Below are 16,549 nucleotides of genomic sequence, written 5' to 3'. Positions count from 1 at the left end.
ATGAATGCCACCGCCAGCGAACCGGTATCCCTGCGCCTGCTCGATCGCGAGTTTCACATCGCGTGCGCGCCGGAGGAACGTGACGGCCTGATCGACGCCGCCCGGTTTCTCGACGGCAAGATGCGTGAGCTGAAGTCGCATTCCAAGGCGCCTGGCTTCGATCGCCTGGCCGTCCTGGCCGCCGTCAGCATCGCCCACGAGCTGCTTTCGCTCAGAAAGGAGCACGGCTCGCAGGAACAGGTGCTGACCGACGGACTGGCCGCTTTGCGCAGAAAGCTTGATGGTCTGCTCGACGCACCGGTAAAATGACGGCAGGCGTTCCCTGCGGTGTTCGCCAGCGCACTTTACATTTGCCTTGTTCCTACATACGACCCCGGGTCGGCTTTTGGTGGCTGTTGTGCATGTCCGCCTTCGTGCGGAAAGCCTTGATGCCGCCTAGCTCTCCCACCTGATCCTTTGGATCAAGGTCGTTTGGTGCGCAGCGGCATCGCGGAGAACGCCTCTCCCTATTTAGCCGGTCGGTCCGCAGGGGCCGGTCAGCGCCCCCACCGCGGCTGATCGTCCCATGTCAAAGCTCCCCGAGAGACGCGAACTTCGAGCCGACCTCGTCCAGCGCCGACGCCAGCTGAAGCCGGCCGAGCGTGTCGCCGCGGCCCAGGGTCTGCGCCATTCGCTCGAACAGCTGCCGGAATTCCTCACCGACAAGCACGTCGCCGGCTACTGGGCCACGGGCGGCGAATTGCCGCTGAACCTGGCCATCGCCCCGCTCGCCGAGCGCGGGCAGACGTTCTACCTGCCCATCGTGACCAAGTCGGGTGGCAAGCGCCGTCTGACCTTCGCACCGTGGACCACGGGCGAGGATGTCGAGGCCAACGAAATGGGCATCCCCGAGCCGAAAGCCTCCGGGCACGTCGTCGAGGCCGCGAAGCTGGACCTCGTGCTGGTGCCGCTGCTGGGCTTCGACCGCAAGGGCAACCGCCTCGGCTTCGGCGGCGGCTACTATGACCGCAGCTTCGAATTCCTGCGCGATCAGAAGCGCCCGGCACAGCCCCTGCTGGTCGGCGTGGCGTATGACTTCCAGGAACTCGACGGTATCGAGAGGGCCGAGTGGGATATCCCGCTCGACTACATCGCCACCGACAAGGAGCTCATCGACTGCACGGGCGCCGCCGAATGAAGTACTGGCTCATGAAGTCCGAGCCGGACACCTTCTCGATCGACGATCTGAAACGCAAGGGTGTCGAGCCCTGGGACGGGGTGCGCAACTATCAGGCGCGCAACTTCATGCGCGACGGGATGAAGGTCGGCGACAAGATCTTCTTCTATCACTCCAATACCGACGTACCCGGCATCGTGGGCATCGCATCGGTGGCTTCGTCCGCGTATCCGGACGAGAGCCAGTTCAACGCCAAGTCCAAGTATTACGACGAGAAGAGCACGCGCGAAGAACCGCGCTGGATGCTGGTCGACGTGAAGTTCGAGCGCAAGCTCGCACGCACCATCTCGCTGGACGAACTGAAAAACCGTGACGAACTGGCGGACATGCCGCTGGTCCGCAAGGGCAACCGGCTGTCGGTGATGCCGGTGGCCAAAGGCGACTGGGATTTCATCCTCAAGCTGGAAAAAGCATGAGCCAGGACAACGAGAAGCGCCTTGCCGCCGAAACCGCCGCCTTCCGCTACGTGGGTGAAGGCCGTTTCAAGGGCGGCATCATCGGCGTGGGTACCGGTTCCACCGTGAACTTCTTCATCGACGAACTGGCCCAGTACCGCGACCGGATCAAGGCCGCCGTCTCCAGCTCCGAAGCCTCCAGCGATCGCCTGCGCAAGCTCGGTATCGACGTGCTGGACCTCAACGCCGCCGGCCGCCTCGACCTCTATGTCGACGGCGCCGACGAGTGCGATCCGCAGCGACGCCTGATCAAGGGTGGCGGTGCCGCGCTCACGCGCGAAAAGATCGTCGCCGCCGCCTCCGACAAATTCGTCTGCATCATCGATGCGAGCAAGCAGGTCGATGTGCTGGGCAAGTTTCCGCTACCCATCGAAGTGATCCCGATGGCGCGTAGCCATGTGGCGCGCGAGATCGTCGCGCGTGGCGGTCAGCCGGTGTGGCGCGATGGCGTCGTGACCGACAACGGCAACTGGATCCTCGACGTGCACAACTGGCGCATCGCGAATCCCGTGGAACTGGAAGCGGATCTGAATCAGATCGTCGGCGTGGTGGCTGTGGGGTTGTTTGCGAAGCGGCCCGCCGATGTGGTGATCGTGGGCAATCGCGAGATCTGAGAAGGCCAGGCGATAGCCTGGCGCCTGCGGATCATCGCGAACACAGGTACCCTCTCGCCCCATGACCCTCGAATCCATCCTACTTATCATCCTGCTGGTCGCCGTTCTGGCGTGCCTGGCGCTGCTTTTCGTCCTGATGTCCCGCAACGGCAGACAACAGGACGACGGCAGTGCCGCGAAGCTGGACGCACTGCGCGACGACACGCGCCGCCTCGAGTCCGTGCTGCGCGACGAACAGCGCGCCGGCCGTGGCGAACTCGGCGAGAGTTTCGGCCAGTTCCGCGGTCATGTGCAGGAACAGCTGCAACTGGCCGCCGAGCGCCAGCACGAGCGCATCGAAGCCTTCGGCAAGCGACTCGACCAGCTCACTGAACGCACGGATCTCGGCCTGCAGTCGCTTCGCCAGGGCCTCGCCGACGACTCGCGCAAGACCCGCGAAGAGTCCGCCGTTACCCTGAAGCACTTCGGCGAACTGATCGACCAGCGCTTCGCCGCGCTTACCCTGGATAACGAGAAGCGCCTGACCGAAGTGCGCGCCACGCTGGAAACCCGTCTGGGCGCGATCCAGCAGGACAACGCGGCCAAGCTCGAGCAGATGCGCGCCACCGTGGATGAGAAGCTGCAATCCACGCTCGAAACCCGCCTCGGCCAGTCCTTCCAGCTAGTGTCCGAGCGCCTGGAAGCCGTCCAGCGCGGCCTCGGCGAAATGCAGGCCCTCGCCACGGGCGTCGGCGATCTCAAGCGCGTGCTGACCAACGTGAAAACCCGCGGCACCTTTGGCGAAGTCCAGCTGGGCGCCCTGCTCGAACAGATTCTCATCGCCGAACAGTACGCGGCCAACGTGGCCACGGTGCCCGGTTCGGCCGAGCGCGTGGAATACGCCATCCGCCTGCCCGGCGCCGACGACGACGGCGCCCAGGTATGGCTGCCGATCGACGCGAAATACCCGATCGAGGATTATCAGCGTCTGCTGGACGCCCAGGACGCGGCGGACGTCGAAGGCGCGCTCGTCGCCGGCAAGGCCCTTGAACTACGGGTGCGGGAAGAAGCCAAGCGGATTCGCACGAAGTACGTCGCTCCGCCGCATACCACGGACTTCGCTATTCTCTTCCTGCCCACCGAAGGCCTGTACGCCGAGGTCATCCGCCGGCCGGGGCTGTCCGACCAGTTGCAGCGCGACCATCGCGTTACCGTCGCCGGCCCGACCACGCTCACCGCCCTGCTCAACAGCCTGCAGATGGGCTTCCGCACCCTGGCCATCCAGAAGCGCTCGTCCGAGGTCTGGCAGGTGCTGGCGGCGGTCAAGAACGAGTTCGGCAAGTTCGCCACGGTCCTGGAACGCACCCAGAAACAGCTCGATTCGGCGACCAACAGCATCAAGAACGCGGGGGTCCGCACCCGCGCCATCGAGCGCAAGCTCCGCGGCGTCGAATCGCTGGGTGGCGAAGAGTCGCAGAAGCTGCTGGATCTGGGTGCGGCCGATGAGGCCGACGCGGCCACGGACGACACCTCGGACTGAGCCGGGGCCTCCCGGGCCATCGCGAGCAGGCCCGCTCCCACGTTACAATCGTCGTTTGCACCGTTAAGGAACCTCCCCCGATGAGCGACGACGCCAAGTCCCGTCCGGTCAGCCGCGAACAGGCGGAAGAAGCCGTACGCACCCTGCTGCTCTGGGCAGGTGAGGATCCGAACCGCGAAGGCCTGCTCGACACGCCCAAGCGCGTGGTCAAGGCCTATGGCGACTGGTTCAAGGGCTACGACGAAGATCCCGCCGAGTACCTGCGCCGGACGTTCGAGGAAGTGGCCGGTTACGACGAAATGATCGTCCTGCGCGACATCGAGTTCGAAAGCCATTGCGAGCATCACATGGCGCCGATCATCGGCCGCGCGCACGTGGGTTACGTGCCGACCGACCGCGTCGTCGGCATCAGCAAGCTGGCCCGGGTGGTCGATGGTTTCGCCCGTCGCTTCCAGGTCCAGGAAAAGCTCACCGCCCAGATCGCGCATTGCATCGAAGACACGCTGCGTCCGCGCGGCGTCGGTGTGGTCATCGACGCCAGTCACGAATGCATGACCACCCGTGGTGTGCACAAGCGTGGCGTGTCGATGATCACCAGCCAGATGCTCGGCAGCTTCCGCGAAGATCCACGCACACGGGGCGAGTTCCTTCGCTTCGTCGGCGTCGACCGTCGCTGACCTTGAGCGGCCCGCTCGATACCCACGTCCACGACGAACGCCTGCAGGATCTCTTCCGCGACGGCGTCGTCGCCGAGGACCTCCCCACCGTTTTTCCGCTCTTGCGCGGTCGCGGCTTGCTGCGCGCGTTTTCCGCGCTGTTTCATGGGAGCGAGGCGCAGGTGCTGTTGCGCCTGCTCGTGCTGCGCACGATCGGCGCACGCTCTCACGCGACGGAATGGACGCCGCAGGAAATCCGCGACAACCTGGCGTTCGTCGACACGGTAAAGCTCGAAACGGTGGTTCAGCGACTCAAGGACCACGAGCTGCTCGTCTACGACGCGGAGACCCAGCGTTATCGCGTCGGCCCGCTCGGTCGTAAGGCGCTCGCCGCGCTGGCGGTGATGCTCGAGTTCGAGAACGACGATGACGACGGTCTCGGTTACCTCACCGCGCAGCTCGCTGCTGGTCAGGCGGTGGGCCGTGTGTCCGTCGACGAGCTCGGCCATCTGCTTTCGCGCCTGACGGAGCTGAAGGAAGACTTCGACCGCGCGGTGCTGTCCGGCTCGGAGCACCGTATCCGCCGCGCCGCCGAACGTCTGGATTCCGTGTGGACCTGGGTCGAGAAAGGCACCGAGGTCGTCGCCGGCATCACCGAAAAGGACGAGCTCGAGCCGGCGGCGCACCGGCTCGCTCAGGCCGTGGGTCGCGCCCAGAGCGCGCTGCTGCGTCAGGCGGGCACGTTCCAGCGCGAACTGAACAAGATCGACCAGCATCGTGTGCACCTGGGACGCACCGGCCTGTCCTCGTCGGACCTGGTCGGCTGGCTGCGCGCCCAGGACATCGATGCACTGGCTTCCTTCGAAGACGGGCAGCTGCTGCTGCCGCTGCCTGCGCCGTTCATCCACGATCAGATCGCCCTCGACGTGGCGGAGTTCGAGCTGCTGGAGCGTGAGCGTCTTGCCGCCGAGGTCACCGCCCTGCCCGGCGCGGAAGAACCACCCGATGCCGCCGACCTGCCGATGGACGAGGAAGACCTGCGATTCCTCGAAGACTGGAGCATCGAACTGGCCGCCATCACCGAGCCGCGCGAACTGTCGGACACCCTGATCGGCGACGACTACGCCCTGTCCGCGTACCGGCTCTCGCTGCTCGGCCTGCTCGGCGATCCCGAATCCGCCGCCCTCGAAGGGGGCACCGCCGATCTCGCGCGACTACCGCTCGCGCTCGAGATCGAGCCCCTGCTCATCGAAACCGACCTGCCCCAGATCGCGCTGGTCAGCGCGGGACGCCTGCGTCCACGCGACGCCGCCAAGGACACCGCCGATGCATGACGATACCGCCACCCTCGTAACCCGGCTGCTGTCACAGCGCTGGTTGCCACGCGACGACGTGCAGGCCCGCAAGGCACTGCTCGACGAGGGATACCGCGAAGAACTCGACCGCCGGCTCGAAGCGGTCGGCCTCGAACTGCGCGAACACCCTTATGCCGCGTACATCGGCCTTGCCGTGGCGCGCAAGAGCGAGCGCGCCGTCTTCGGCGGCAGCGACAGCTGGATCTCCAACACCCTGCAACTCGACCGCGACGGCGTCGCGCTGCTGGTCGTGGTCTGGGCCCTCATCGTGCTGCCCAAGCGCCAGCGGCAGGTGGAGCGCCAGGAGGCCGAAGCCGCCGCCTCGCAGAGCCAGATGTTCGCGGAAGAGAAACCGATCCCGCGCGATCCCGCCGTGTCGCCAGTGATCGCCGAGCGTACCCTCCTCGCCGATTTCGGTGACAAGCTGGGCGGCAAGACGCGCGTCGGCTTCAACCTCGGCACGCTGAACCGCCTGGGCTTCATCGTCCGTCGCAAGGGCGAAGTGGCCGAGGGTCCGCTGCTGGATCTCGCCTTCGATTACGAACGCACCGCTCGCCGCATCCTCGACGGCGCACTGGGCGACCTGCTGTCCGATGCCGCGGCACGCGCGCCGGTCCGGTCGCACCATGACGACACCGACGATCCGGACGAGCCGGGCGACGACGACGTGATCGACGACACCGAGGAAAACACCGATGTTTGATTTCCGCAGCCTCGAAGTCGTCCACTGGGATTACTGGCAGCGCTTCAGCCTGCCGCTCGACACCAACATCGTCACCGTCGTGGGCCCGAATGGCTCCGGCAAGACGACCCTGCTCGACGCGCTGCGCACGTTGCTGACGATCGACTGCGCGGGCAATCGCGACTACAAGAGCTACCTCCGCCACAACGGCAAGCCGTTCGCGTGGCTGCGCGCCCGCGTCGGCAATATCCCCGGACCGAGCGGCGAGCGTCCGTTCTTCCCGCTGATGGACCGTGAGGTCACCCTCGCCTGCCGCATTCAGAAGAAGGGCGGCGAGTGGACGCGGCAGTACGCCGTGGTCGGCGGCGACGTGAGTGTCGAAGAGATCGAAGCGCGCAACGATTTTCTCGGCCTTCGCGAGTACCGCGTGCGTCTCGAAGGCGCCGGTCTTTCGCAGGCGATCCGCCGCGTGCTCACGCTAGAACAGGGCGCCACGGACAAGCTCTGCCAGATGCCGCCCAAGGCGCTGCTCGACCTGGTCTTCGACGTGTTCGGCGATAAGGCCGTTCTCGATGACTACCAGCGGGCACGCAACGAACAGATCGAAGCCGACCGCGAACAGCACGGTCTCGAACATCAGTTGTCGCTGATCGGCGTGAGCCTTCAGGAGGCCGAAGGCCGCGCCCGCTCGTTCCAGGAATGGAACGCGCTCAAGAGCGAGCGCGTCGATCTGGTGGCGAGCATCCTTCCGCGCACCGAACTGGCCGAGCTGAGCGGTGGCGTGCGCGGTGCGCGTCCGCAACTCACCGGCGTCAAACGTCGCGTCGCCGAACTGGAGCAGCGCGATGCGGACCTCGCGAAGCAGCTCGGGGATTTCGATGCCTCGGGCGAAGCGCTTCGCGGCGAACAGCACGAGGCCGACCTGGCGCGCCAGCAGACGCAGAAGAGCCTCGACGCGGCGCGTGCCGAGCTCGCCCAGAATGACCTGTTGATCAAACAGGAGACGCGCCTGCGCGAGATGGTCGCCGCCCAGGGTGGCGCCGATCACGAACGTCTCGCCGATGTCGCACGCGATGCCCGCGCCCAGGCGAGCCTGCTGCAGACCGAGGAAGGCAAGCTGCGCCAGGAACTGGCGACGCTGACCGGTCAGCTGTCGGCGTGGCGCAGCGGCCGACGCTACACCCCGGATTTCGAAGCCTCGTTCCGTCGCGCCCTCGATGAGGCGGGCATTCGTCACAGCATGCTCAGCGAGATCGTCGAGATCGTCGAGCCACGCTGGCAGCCGGCCGTCGAAGCGGTCCTCGCGGGCTATCGCCACGTGGTGCTGCTCGACGACCCGCGCGATCGCGAGAAAGCTTGGAAGCTGGGCGAGCAGCACCGCTACAAGCACTTCGTCGTCGCCGACCGCGCCCCCGCCGGGCGCGCCACGCGCAGCTCGCTGCTCGAGGTGGTCGAGTTCTCCGCCGCACCGCCTGACTGGCTGCTGCGTAACCTCGACCGTATCCGCCGCGTCGAGGACATCGTCGATGGCGCGACATTGGGCAAGGATCAGGACTGGATCACGCCGCAGGGCTATTTCCGCGAACGTCGCGGCGGTCGCCATCTCGGCGTGGATGACATGTACTTCGGTTCCGGCGCGCGCGAGCGACAGCTGCGCGACGGTGAGGCGAAACTGCGTGACATCGAGGCACGACTGCGCGACATCGCGACCGAGCGAAAGGACGCCATGGCGCGCGCCAGCGACGCCGAAGGCATCCTGCGTGGCGCCAGCGCGAGCAGCCAGCTCGCCGACCGCGCGGACGAATTCGCCGAAGCGCACGCGCAACAGGCCGGCTTGCGCGAAGACGTGCAGCGGACGGCTGACAGCCATGTCGCTGCGGAGGCGCATTACGAAGCGGTGCGCGAAAAACGCCTCAGGACGTCGAACGCACGCGACAACGCCGCGCGCGAACAGCTTTCGACGCAGAAGCAACTCGCCGAGACCGTTCGCCAGTACCACCAGCTGCGTGGTGAGCAGATCGACCGGCTGAAGGCATTCCGCGCGAAGCGTGCGCATGTGCCCCTGGCTTTGCGCAGCCGCGCCGCCGTCGCGGCACTACGCGAGCGTTACGAGTCGCCCGCATCCGTGCGTCGCGAGATCGACCGCATCGAGCGTCGCCTCGAGGAGGGCCACTGGGAGGAGGATCCAAGCGTAGTCGCGCTGCGCGAAAAACTGCTCGCCGATCACGAAGGCCTCAGACACGATCTCGAGAAACGCCGCATCCACCTCGAGCGCGCCTCGCGCATCACGCACGAGGCGCGCGGCGCCTATATTCAGGTCTTGCGCAACACGGTGCGTCGCTACGCCCGGAACCTGAAAGTGCTTGCCGAACTCGCGGGCATCGGCGTCGACGTCGATCTCCCGGAGCTCAGCAACGACGATCTGGCACTCGCTTCGGCCGCGCTGCATGTGCGCTTCGAGTTCGACAAGAAGGGCTGGATCGGAATGGACGATGGCGAAGCCTCGGGCGGCCAGCAGGTGATGAAGTCACTGCTCCTGCTCGTGGCGCTGATGCGCGATGAAGACCGGCCCGGCGGATTCGTGTTCATCGACGAGCCTTTCGCGCATCTGGACATCTTCAACATCGACAAGGTCGGTGCATTTCTGAAGTCCACGCGCGCGCAGTACATCCTGACGACGCCGGCCACGCATAACGTCAACGTGTTCCAGCCATCGGAGCTGACGCTCGTCACCAGCAAGCGCCGACCGGGCGCAACCTGGGCACAACCGTTGGCGGTATTGCGGCGGCGCTCACACGCCGCCTGACGTAACGGCCCCGACAAGGGGCCGTTCGATCGCTCAGTGGCGCGCGGTCTCGCCCGACATGGGATTGTCTTCACCCGATCCATCCAGCGCGTTGCCGCTGGCATCGGTCGGGCGCTGACGCGTCGGATTGTGTTCGTCTTCCTCGGGCCGCACGCGGGCATGGTGACGCGCGATGAGCCATGCCGCCGCGATGGCGCCGACACCCAGACCCACGCCGATGGCGAGGCCCAGCGGGCGACGGCGCGCGTGACGTCCCGCTTCCGCCAGCGCCTGCGAGGTCAGTGAGCCCGCGCGGCCGGCATACTCACGCGCCGTGCCGATGGCCAGATGTTCGCGGTTGCCGGTCATCGAACCGACGACGCGCTCGGCGCGGCCGAAAAGTTCCGCACGGAGGCTCTTGCTGCGCAGGAATGTCATGGCTGTCTCCTTGTTTCGAGAACTACACGATGACCGCCATGGCGTGATGATTTTGCGGTGGCGGCGTGGAGGCTGCTACGCCTCCACGCCCTGGTCGTGCGCGGGGCGCGATCCTACAGGGTTTCCAGCCAGGCTTCGTCGGAGCCTTCTTCCACGCCCTCGAACAGGAAGGTGGAGAGATAGCGCTCGCCGGTGTCGGGGAGCATGGCGAGGATGACGCTGCCCTCCTCGGCGCTTTCGGCGTATTTCAGGGCGGCGGCAAGCGTCGCACCGGCGGAGATACCGACAAAGAGACCTTCCTCGCTGGCGAGTCGGCGGGCCGTATCGCGGGCGAGCACCTCGTCCACCGGGATATCGACGTCGAAGATCTGGCGGTTGAGTACCTCGGGCACGAAGTCCGGCGTCCAGCCCTGGATCTTGTGCGGTGCCCAGGGCTGGTCGGCGAGCAACTGGGCCGCGGCCGGCTCAGTGGTGACGATCTTCACCTCGGGGCGCGCGACCTTGAGCACCTCGCCCACACCGGTCAGTGTGCCGCCGGTGCCCCAGCCGGTCACGAAGGCATCGAGGCGGCGGCCGGCGAAGTCCTGGAGGATCTCGGCGGCGGTGGTGCTCCGGTGATAGGCCGGGTTAGCCGGATTCTGGAATTGCCTGGGCAGGAACCAGCCGTGCTTCGCCGCGAGCTCCTCGGCGCGTCGGACCATGCCGCTGCCACGCTCGGCGGCGGGGGTCAGGATCACGCGGGCACCGTAGGCGCGCATCAGCTTGCGGCGCTCGACGGAGAAGCTGTCCGCCATGGTCGCCACGAACTTGTAACCCTTGGCCGCGCAGACCATGGCCAGCGCGACGCCCGTATTGCCCGAAGTGGCCTCGACCACGGTGTCGCCGGGTTTCAGCAGACCCTTGGCTTCGGCATCGAGAATGACCGCGATGGCCAGGCGGTCCTTGACCGAGCCGCCGGGGTTGAAGAATTCGACCTTCGCGTACAGGGAAATGCCAGCCGGGGCGACGCGATGCAGGCGAACGATGGGCGTGCGGCCGATCGTGTCGAGAATGCTCTCGTGAATCATGGGGTAATCCTTGACGGGAAGTACGAGAACCCAGAAGGTACTCCCCGGACCACGGGGCGACAAACCCCACCGGATCACGCAGACTCCCGGCCCATGAATCGACGTCCATACGCCTTCGCCGCCACCCTGCTGCTGACCGCCGCCGCCCAGGCACAGGACTTTCCGCGGACGCCGGCCGAATACCTCCGACGCATGGACGCCAATGGCGACGGCAAGGTCGACGAGGCCGAGTACGTCCGCTACATGAGCCAGGGCTTCCTGCGCATGGACGTCAATGGCGACGGCGTGCTCGATGCCAACGACGGCCCGATGCGGCCCGGCGCCAGGCCCGTGAGGCTGGAAGAGTTCCAGCGCAACCTGATCCTCCAGTTCCACAAGCTGGACAAGAACAGGGACGGTTTCCTCAACGCGAAGGAACTGTCCCAGCCGCCGATGTGACATCGCGCCCGCAAGAGCCTGCGGTGCGCTACCCTCTGCCCCACTTTGGAGAGGACGGATGAATACGACGGAACTGTTCCTGATCGCGATGACGATCATTCTTGGCGTGCCTTATCTGATCTGGCGCGTCTTTCGGACCGATTACTGGGCACCGCTGGTGGTGGTGCAGATCCTTACCGGGATCCTGCTGGGGCCGGGCGTGCTGGGGAAGGTCTTCCCCGACTACTACACGACGGTATTCGCGCCGCCCGTCATCGGTGCCCTCAACGGCATCGCCTGGTGGGCTGTGATGGTCTTCGTCTGGATCGCCGGCATCGAGCTCGACCTGCGCGACGCCTGGAAGCAACGCCGTGAATGCGGGACCACGGCCGCCCTCGCCCTCGGCGTGCCTCTTGCGACCGGCTGCCTTGCCGCGCTGGCGATGCTGGCCTGGCGCGGGGGATGGATGGGTGAAGCGGCGACGACGTGGCAATTCGTGCTGGGCATCGGCATGGCCTGCGCCGTGACCGCGCTACCGATCCTCATCCTGCTGATGGAGAAGATGGGTATTCTGCGGGCACCGCTGGGACAGCGTGTGCTGCGTTATGCGAGCCTGGACGATCTCGCGATCTGGGCGGTGCTGGCGATCATCCTGCTCGACTGGAAACGTGTCGGCCATCAGGTGGCCTTCCTGGCCGTGTTCGCTGTCGCCTCCGCCGCATTCCGGCGGCTGATGGCACGTGTGCCGGAGCCGGACCGCTATTTCATCGGTCTGATCTGGCTGGCCGCGTGTGGTTACGGTGCCGACTGGTGCGGTTTGCACTTCATGGTCGGAGCCTTCCTTGCGGGCGCCGTGATGGAACGTGACTGGTTCACGCTCGAGAAGCTCGACGGCCTGCGTCACAACGTCCTGCTCGTCATCATGCCGGTGTTCTTCCTGTCCACCGGTCTGCGAACGAACTGGCAGGTCGGAGGCACGGCGGTGTTCGCCGCCGCGGCTCTGCTGCTGGTCGCCTCCGTCGTGGGCAAGCTGGCCGGCGTCGGCATCGCCGGTAAGCTGCTCGGCTGGGCACGTGGCGATGCCTGGACCATCGGCTGGCTGCTGCAGACCAAGGCGCTGATCATGATCATCTTCGTCAACGTGCTGCTCGACCGTCACATCATCACCAGCGAGACATTCACCGCGCTGCTGCTGATGGCGGTGGCCAGCACCATGCTGACCACCCCGATCGTCAAACCGCGGCTGAAGCACTTCACCCCATGAGTACGACGGAACCGAAGAGCACGACGCACACACCGGTGCGCCGCGCCGCCGTGATCTTCATCTTCGTCACGGTGCTGATCGACATTCTGGCGTTCGGCATCATCATTCCGGTGTTGCCGCACCTCATCGAACAGATGACCGGCAATACCGTATCGAACGCGGCGTGGTGGGTCGGTGTGTTCGGTACGGTCTTCGCCGCGGTGCAGTTCATTTCGTCGCCGATCCAGGGGGCGTTGTCGGACCGCTTCGGGCGTCGCCCTGTCGTGTTGCTTTCGAATCTCGGGCTTGGGCTCGACTTCGTATTGATGGCCGTGGCGCCTTCGTTGTGGCTGCTGTTCGTCGGGCGCGTCATCTCCGGCATGACCGCCGCCAGCTTCACCACGGCCAATGCCTACATCGCCGACGTCACGCCGCCGGAAAAACGCGCGGCGGCCTTCGGCATGCTTGGCGGCGCGTTCGGTATCGGCTTCATCATCGGACCGGCGCTCGGGGGATTTCTTGGCGGGTTCGATCTGCGTCTGCCGTTCTGGGTCGCCGCGGGTCTGGCGTTGGCGAACTTCCTTTACGGGTATTTCATCCTGCCGGAGTCGCTACCGGTGGAGAAGCGCAGCGCACGCTTCGAACCGCACAGCGCAAGTCCACTGGGCTCGCTGAAGATGCTTCGCCGGCATCGCGAGATTTTCGGTCTGTCGGTCGTGATGTTCCTGTTCTACCTCGGGCACTACGTTTTACAGACGGTGTTCGTCCTCTATGCCGACTACCGTTATCACTGGGGTCCCCAGGCGGTGGGGTATGTGCTCGCGCTCGTCGGCGCCTGCGATGGATCGGTGCAGGCATTCCTCACCGGTCGACTGACTGCGCGCTTCGGGGAGCGACGGGTCATGGTCGCGGGGCTGTCGTTCGGTGTGGTGGCATTCGCCGTCATGGGTTTCGCCACGACCGGATGGGTATTCCTGATCGGTATTCCGCTGCTGTCACTGTGGGGGCTGTCCGGACCGCCGATCCAGTCGATCATGACGCGCCATGTGGCGCCCGATGAGCAGGGTCGTCTGCAAGGCGCCGTGACCAGCCTGGGCAGCTTCGCCGGGATCTTCGGGCCATATCTGTTTGCGCAGATCTTCGCCTTCGCGATCGCGCCGGAGCGGCGCGTGCATATGCCGGGCGTCCCGTTCCTGCTGGCCGCTGCGCTGGTCGGGGTTGGAGCGGTTATCGCCGCGCGGGCTACCCGGCAGGAGAGCCCCAGCGTAACGAGCCCCTGACACGCTCAGGCGGTCCATGACCGCCTCGGCGTGCCCTTCGCCAGGGTCAGGTGATGGACGAGCCGCCCCTACGGCGCTACCCGCGAAAACGTGAGCTAATTCGCAATCGCCGTCGTATCATGGGCAGAATTTCGACCTATCACGCGACGGCTGGGGCGTGCGTTTGGACAACCAGTTGTGGGAAAGCAAATATCACGAGGCGGTCGACCGGCTGACCCGTGAGGAAACCCAGTGGAAGACCGCCGAGTCCCTGCTGCGCCAGCTGGTCGGCTGCCTTGGCCGCGCGGCGCACGGCTCGAACGACCAGCTCGATCCGCATATCGAGCAACTGTCTTCGGCCTTGCACGGCCCCGTCGACGCCATGGTACTCGAGCCACTGGTCAACGACCTGAGCCAGGCGCTGGACAGGCTGGGCGAGCGCCCGCAGAACGCCATCGAAGAACGCTCCATCCCGATCACCCGCCCCCAGCGCACCGAGCACGGATCCTCCGTGCAGTCGGCGCTGAGCCGGCTGGTCGATCGTATCGTCGTCCTGCCGAAGCTGGCTGACCGCGCCAACGACCTCCGTCACGATGTGGCGGACGCCGGCGACCTGGTCGCCCTGGCGGCGTGCGGTGATCGCCTCGCGGATCTGGTCAACGAGCAGCGGATCGGCCTTCAGCGGGAAATCGACGCGCTTCAGGCGGTGCTTCGCCATGTCACCAGCCGTCTCGACGAGATGAGCCAGTACATGTCGCGCGAGCTCGCCGACCAGTCCACCGGAGAGGCCAATGGCCAGGCGCTGGACGCCTCGGTAAGTCACGAGATGCGCCTGCTGGACGAAGCCGCCCTGGAACTGGACGACATTCACGACCTGCGCGAGCGCGTCGGCGAAAGCATCGAAAAGATTGCCGCCTGTTTCCGCGAGTTCCGCGATCGCGAAGGCAGCCGTCTTACGGCGTACCGTGACCGTGCCGAAAAGATGCGCCTGCGCATCGAACAGCTCGAAACCGAACGCAACGCCCTGCAGCGTTCGCTCGAACGCGAGCACGAGCTGGCCCAGACCGACACGATGATCGGCATGCCCAACCGCCTTGCTTACGAAAAGCGGATCGAGGTGGCGTTCGAGGCATGGAAGACGGCATCCCGCCCGCTGTGCGTCGCGGCGATCGACATCGACCACTTCAAGAGCATCAACGACACCTACGGCCACACCGCCGGCGACGCCGTGCTGCGCATCATCGGCCAGGCCCTGGTGAAGCACGTGCGCCCGTGCGACTTCGTCGCCCGCTACGGTGGCGAGGAGTTCATCGTGGTGTTCGATGGCGCCGACGAGCATGAAGCGCTGCAGGTCTGCGAGCGCCTGCGCGGGAAGATCCAGCACCTGGCCTTCCACGCCAGCCGGCAGCCGGTGCGGGTCACCGCCTCCATCGGTCTGACGCAGTTCCAGTCGGGCGATACACCCCAGACGGTGTTCGATCGCGCCGACCTTGCGCTCTATACCGCCAAGAACGGCGGACGGAACCGCTGCGTCATCGGCTAGCCCGCTACGTCGCCACGCCGAAGATACGCCCGACCGTCGAGGACAGCACCATCGCGGCGGTGCCCCAGAACACGATGCGCACCATGCCGCGAAGCATGCCGGCGCCTGCCAGCCGTGCCGACATCGCCCCGAGCGCCGCGAGAGCGATCAACGAGACGACGATGATCGCGGGTGTCATTGCCACGCGAGGCACCAGCGCGGCAGCCGCGATGGGCAGAATCGCGCCGACGGCAAAGCTGGCCGCCGACGCCGCGGCAGCCTGCAATGGCCGCGCAGCCGTCGCATCCGACATGCCGAGCTCGTCGCGCAGATGCGCACCCAACGCGTCGTGCGCCATCAGCTGATCGGCGACCTCACTGGCAAGCTTGCGGTCCAGACCGCGATGCACGTAGATCTCGGTCAGCTCGCGATGCTCGCCCACCGGATCTTCGGCCAGTTCGATCGATTCGAGCTGACGCTCGGCGTGCTCACTGTCGGCCTGCGAACGCACGGAGACATACTCACCCGCCGCCATCGACATCGCGCCGGCGACCAGCCCAGCGACACCGGCCAGCAGGACCTGGCTGCCACCGGCCTTGGCGGATGCCACGCCGACCAGCAGGCTCGCCGTGGAAAGGATCCCGTCGTTGGCCCCGAGCACGGCGGCGCGGAGCCAGCCGATACGGTCCAGGCGATGATGCTCATGGTGTCGTATGCGATGCATCGTCTTCTTCCTTCTTCTTGTTCTCGTCAGCGCGCTCTTCCGCGAACGCCACGAGCCAGCCGATGCCCAGGGCGCAGGCCGTACCCAGCAAGACTTCACCCAGTCGATAGAGCGCGGTTTCCCAAACGGGGCCATCGCTGGGCACGAGGAGCAGGATGGCGGCCGTGATGCCACCCACGCGTGCCGCGGCACCCGCATTGGCGGTCCAGCAGGCAATAGTGACGACGCCCAGCCCGACGGCGAAGGAAAGCAGGTCGCCACCGCCGCCGACCCAGAGGCCGAGCAGCCCGGCCACGCCACCGAAGGCGGTCCCGAGGATACGATCGCGACCGGCGCCACGCGTATCGCCGAAATGGGGCTGAATGACCGCGATGGCGCTGATCGCGGCCCAGAAGGCCTGACCCGTGTGCAGCGCATGGCCGATGCCGTAAGCCACGCTGGCGGCGAGAACCGTCTTCAGCGCCATGAACACGCCGGTGCGCACCCGGCCGCCCAGCGGCATGGTGCGGAACATGCGGTCCAGCATCGACTGCGCGCGATGCAGGCGGGTCGTCCGGCGCTCGGTCTCGGTTCGGGAGTCGGTCTCGCTCATGCCAC

Annotated in this window: 17 protein-coding genes and 1 other RNA gene; 14 read left to right on the top strand and 4 right to left on the bottom strand. The window is 66.2% G+C overall.

Annotated elements, in window-relative coordinates:
• The 10 genes from FA87_RS01925 (at nt 1) to FA87_RS01885 (ending at nt 9,303) form a co-directional block, all read left to right on the top strand.
• Complete coding sequence (locus FA87_RS01925) at nt 1-309, top strand: cell division protein ZapA (RefSeq protein WP_036116260.1); 309 nt, start codon at nt 1-3, stop codon at nt 307-309.
• Between the two features lie 7 nt (nt 310-316).
• A non-coding RNA gene (ssrS, locus tag FA87_RS20150) (6S RNA) lies at nt 317-500 on the top strand.
• Between the two features lie 65 nt (nt 501-565).
• Nucleotides 566-1,177 carry a 5-formyltetrahydrofolate cyclo-ligase gene (locus FA87_RS01920; RefSeq protein WP_036116261.1) on the top strand — a complete coding sequence of 204 codons (612 nt, stop codon included), beginning with the start codon at nt 566-568 and terminating at the stop codon, nt 1,175-1,177.
• A complete protein-coding gene (locus FA87_RS01915) occupies nt 1,174-1,632 on the top strand; it encodes an EVE domain-containing protein (RefSeq protein WP_036116262.1) in 459 nt (152 codons plus the stop codon). The genes FA87_RS01920 and FA87_RS01915 overlap by 4 nt, the downstream gene beginning before the upstream one ends.
• A complete protein-coding gene (gene rpiA / locus FA87_RS01910) occupies nt 1,629-2,285 on the top strand; it encodes a ribose-5-phosphate isomerase RpiA (protein ID WP_036116263.1) in 657 nt (218 codons plus the stop codon). Before FA87_RS01915 ends, rpiA begins: the two co-directional genes overlap by 4 nt.
• Before the next feature lie 61 nt (nt 2,286-2,346).
• Nucleotides 2,347-3,804 carry a DNA recombination protein RmuC gene (gene rmuC / locus FA87_RS01905; protein WP_043692026.1) on the top strand — a complete coding sequence of 486 codons (1,458 nt, stop codon included), beginning with the start codon at nt 2,347-2,349 and terminating at the stop codon, nt 3,802-3,804.
• An 80-nt stretch (nt 3,805-3,884) separates the two neighbouring features.
• A complete protein-coding gene (gene folE, locus FA87_RS01900) occupies nt 3,885-4,481 on the top strand; it encodes a GTP cyclohydrolase I FolE (protein ID WP_043692025.1) in 597 nt (198 codons plus the stop codon).
• Nucleotides 4,482-4,483: 2 nt separating this feature from the next.
• Entirely contained in the window at nt 4,484-5,794 is a 1,311-nt protein-coding gene (locus FA87_RS01895; protein WP_052191087.1) for a hypothetical protein, read from the top strand.
• Nucleotides 5,787-6,518 carry a hypothetical protein gene (locus FA87_RS01890; protein WP_043692024.1) on the top strand — a complete coding sequence of 244 codons (732 nt, stop codon included), beginning with the start codon at nt 5,787-5,789 and terminating at the stop codon, nt 6,516-6,518. The genes FA87_RS01895 and FA87_RS01890 overlap by 8 nt, the downstream gene beginning before the upstream one ends.
• Nucleotides 6,511-9,303 carry an AAA family ATPase gene (locus FA87_RS01885; protein WP_043692023.1) on the top strand — a complete coding sequence of 931 codons (2,793 nt, stop codon included), beginning with the start codon at nt 6,511-6,513 and terminating at the stop codon, nt 9,301-9,303. The genes FA87_RS01890 and FA87_RS01885 overlap by 8 nt, the downstream gene beginning before the upstream one ends.
• Nucleotides 9,304-9,336: 33 nt before the next feature.
• Here FA87_RS01885 and FA87_RS01880 read toward each other — a convergent pair whose 3' ends face one another.
• Together FA87_RS01880 and cysK are read right to left on the bottom strand one after the other, a co-directional pair.
• Nucleotides 9,337-9,720 (bottom strand): hypothetical protein, encoded by a 384-nt coding sequence (locus FA87_RS01880; RefSeq protein WP_043692021.1) that lies wholly within the window; start codon nt 9,718-9,720, stop codon nt 9,337-9,339.
• Nucleotides 9,721-9,833: 113 nt separating this feature from the next.
• Nucleotides 9,834-10,787, bottom strand: coding sequence for a cysteine synthase A (gene cysK / locus FA87_RS01875; protein ID WP_043692019.1), 954 nt, complete (start codon nt 10,785-10,787; stop codon nt 9,834-9,836).
• A gap of 93 nt (nt 10,788-10,880) precedes the next feature.
• Here cysK and FA87_RS01870 point away from each other — a divergent pair, with 93 nt between their 5' ends.
• The 4 genes from FA87_RS01870 (at nt 10,881) to FA87_RS01855 (ending at nt 15,249) form a co-directional block, all read left to right on the top strand.
• Nucleotides 10,881-11,225, top strand: a complete 345-nt coding sequence (locus FA87_RS01870; protein ID WP_043692017.1) for a hypothetical protein — start codon at nt 10,881-10,883, stop codon at nt 11,223-11,225.
• A 58-nt stretch (nt 11,226-11,283) separates the two neighbouring features.
• Entirely contained in the window at nt 11,284-12,468 is a 1,185-nt protein-coding gene (locus tag FA87_RS01865; RefSeq protein ID WP_036116279.1) for a cation:proton antiporter, read from the top strand.
• Entirely contained in the window at nt 12,465-13,727 is a 1,263-nt protein-coding gene (locus tag FA87_RS01860; protein ID WP_043692015.1) for a tetracycline resistance MFS efflux pump, read from the top strand. Before FA87_RS01865 ends, FA87_RS01860 begins: the two co-directional genes overlap by 4 nt.
• Nucleotides 13,728-13,884: 157 nt before the next feature.
• A complete protein-coding gene (locus tag FA87_RS01855) occupies nt 13,885-15,249 on the top strand; it encodes a diguanylate cyclase (protein WP_043692013.1) in 1,365 nt (454 codons plus the stop codon).
• Nucleotides 15,250-15,253: 4 nt separating this feature from the next.
• Here the strand turns inward: FA87_RS01855 and FA87_RS01850 are convergent, their stop codons facing one another.
• Both FA87_RS01850 and FA87_RS01845 read right to left on the bottom strand, forming a co-directional pair.
• Nucleotides 15,254-15,952 (bottom strand): VIT family protein, encoded by a 699-nt coding sequence (locus FA87_RS01850; RefSeq protein WP_036116283.1) that lies wholly within the window; start codon nt 15,950-15,952, stop codon nt 15,254-15,256.
• Nucleotides 15,930-16,544, bottom strand: coding sequence for an FUSC family protein (locus FA87_RS01845; protein WP_081996428.1), 615 nt, complete (start codon nt 16,542-16,544; stop codon nt 15,930-15,932). The genes FA87_RS01850 and FA87_RS01845 overlap by 23 nt, the downstream gene beginning before the upstream one ends.
• Nucleotides 16,545-16,549 lie beyond the last annotated feature (5 nt).

It is taken from the genome of Luteibacter sp. 9133, assembly GCF_000800155.1.
Taxonomy (GTDB): domain Bacteria; phylum Pseudomonadota; class Gammaproteobacteria; order Xanthomonadales; family Rhodanobacteraceae; genus Luteibacter; species Luteibacter mycovicinus.
This window is presented reverse-complemented; position numbering and strand designations above follow the sequence as displayed.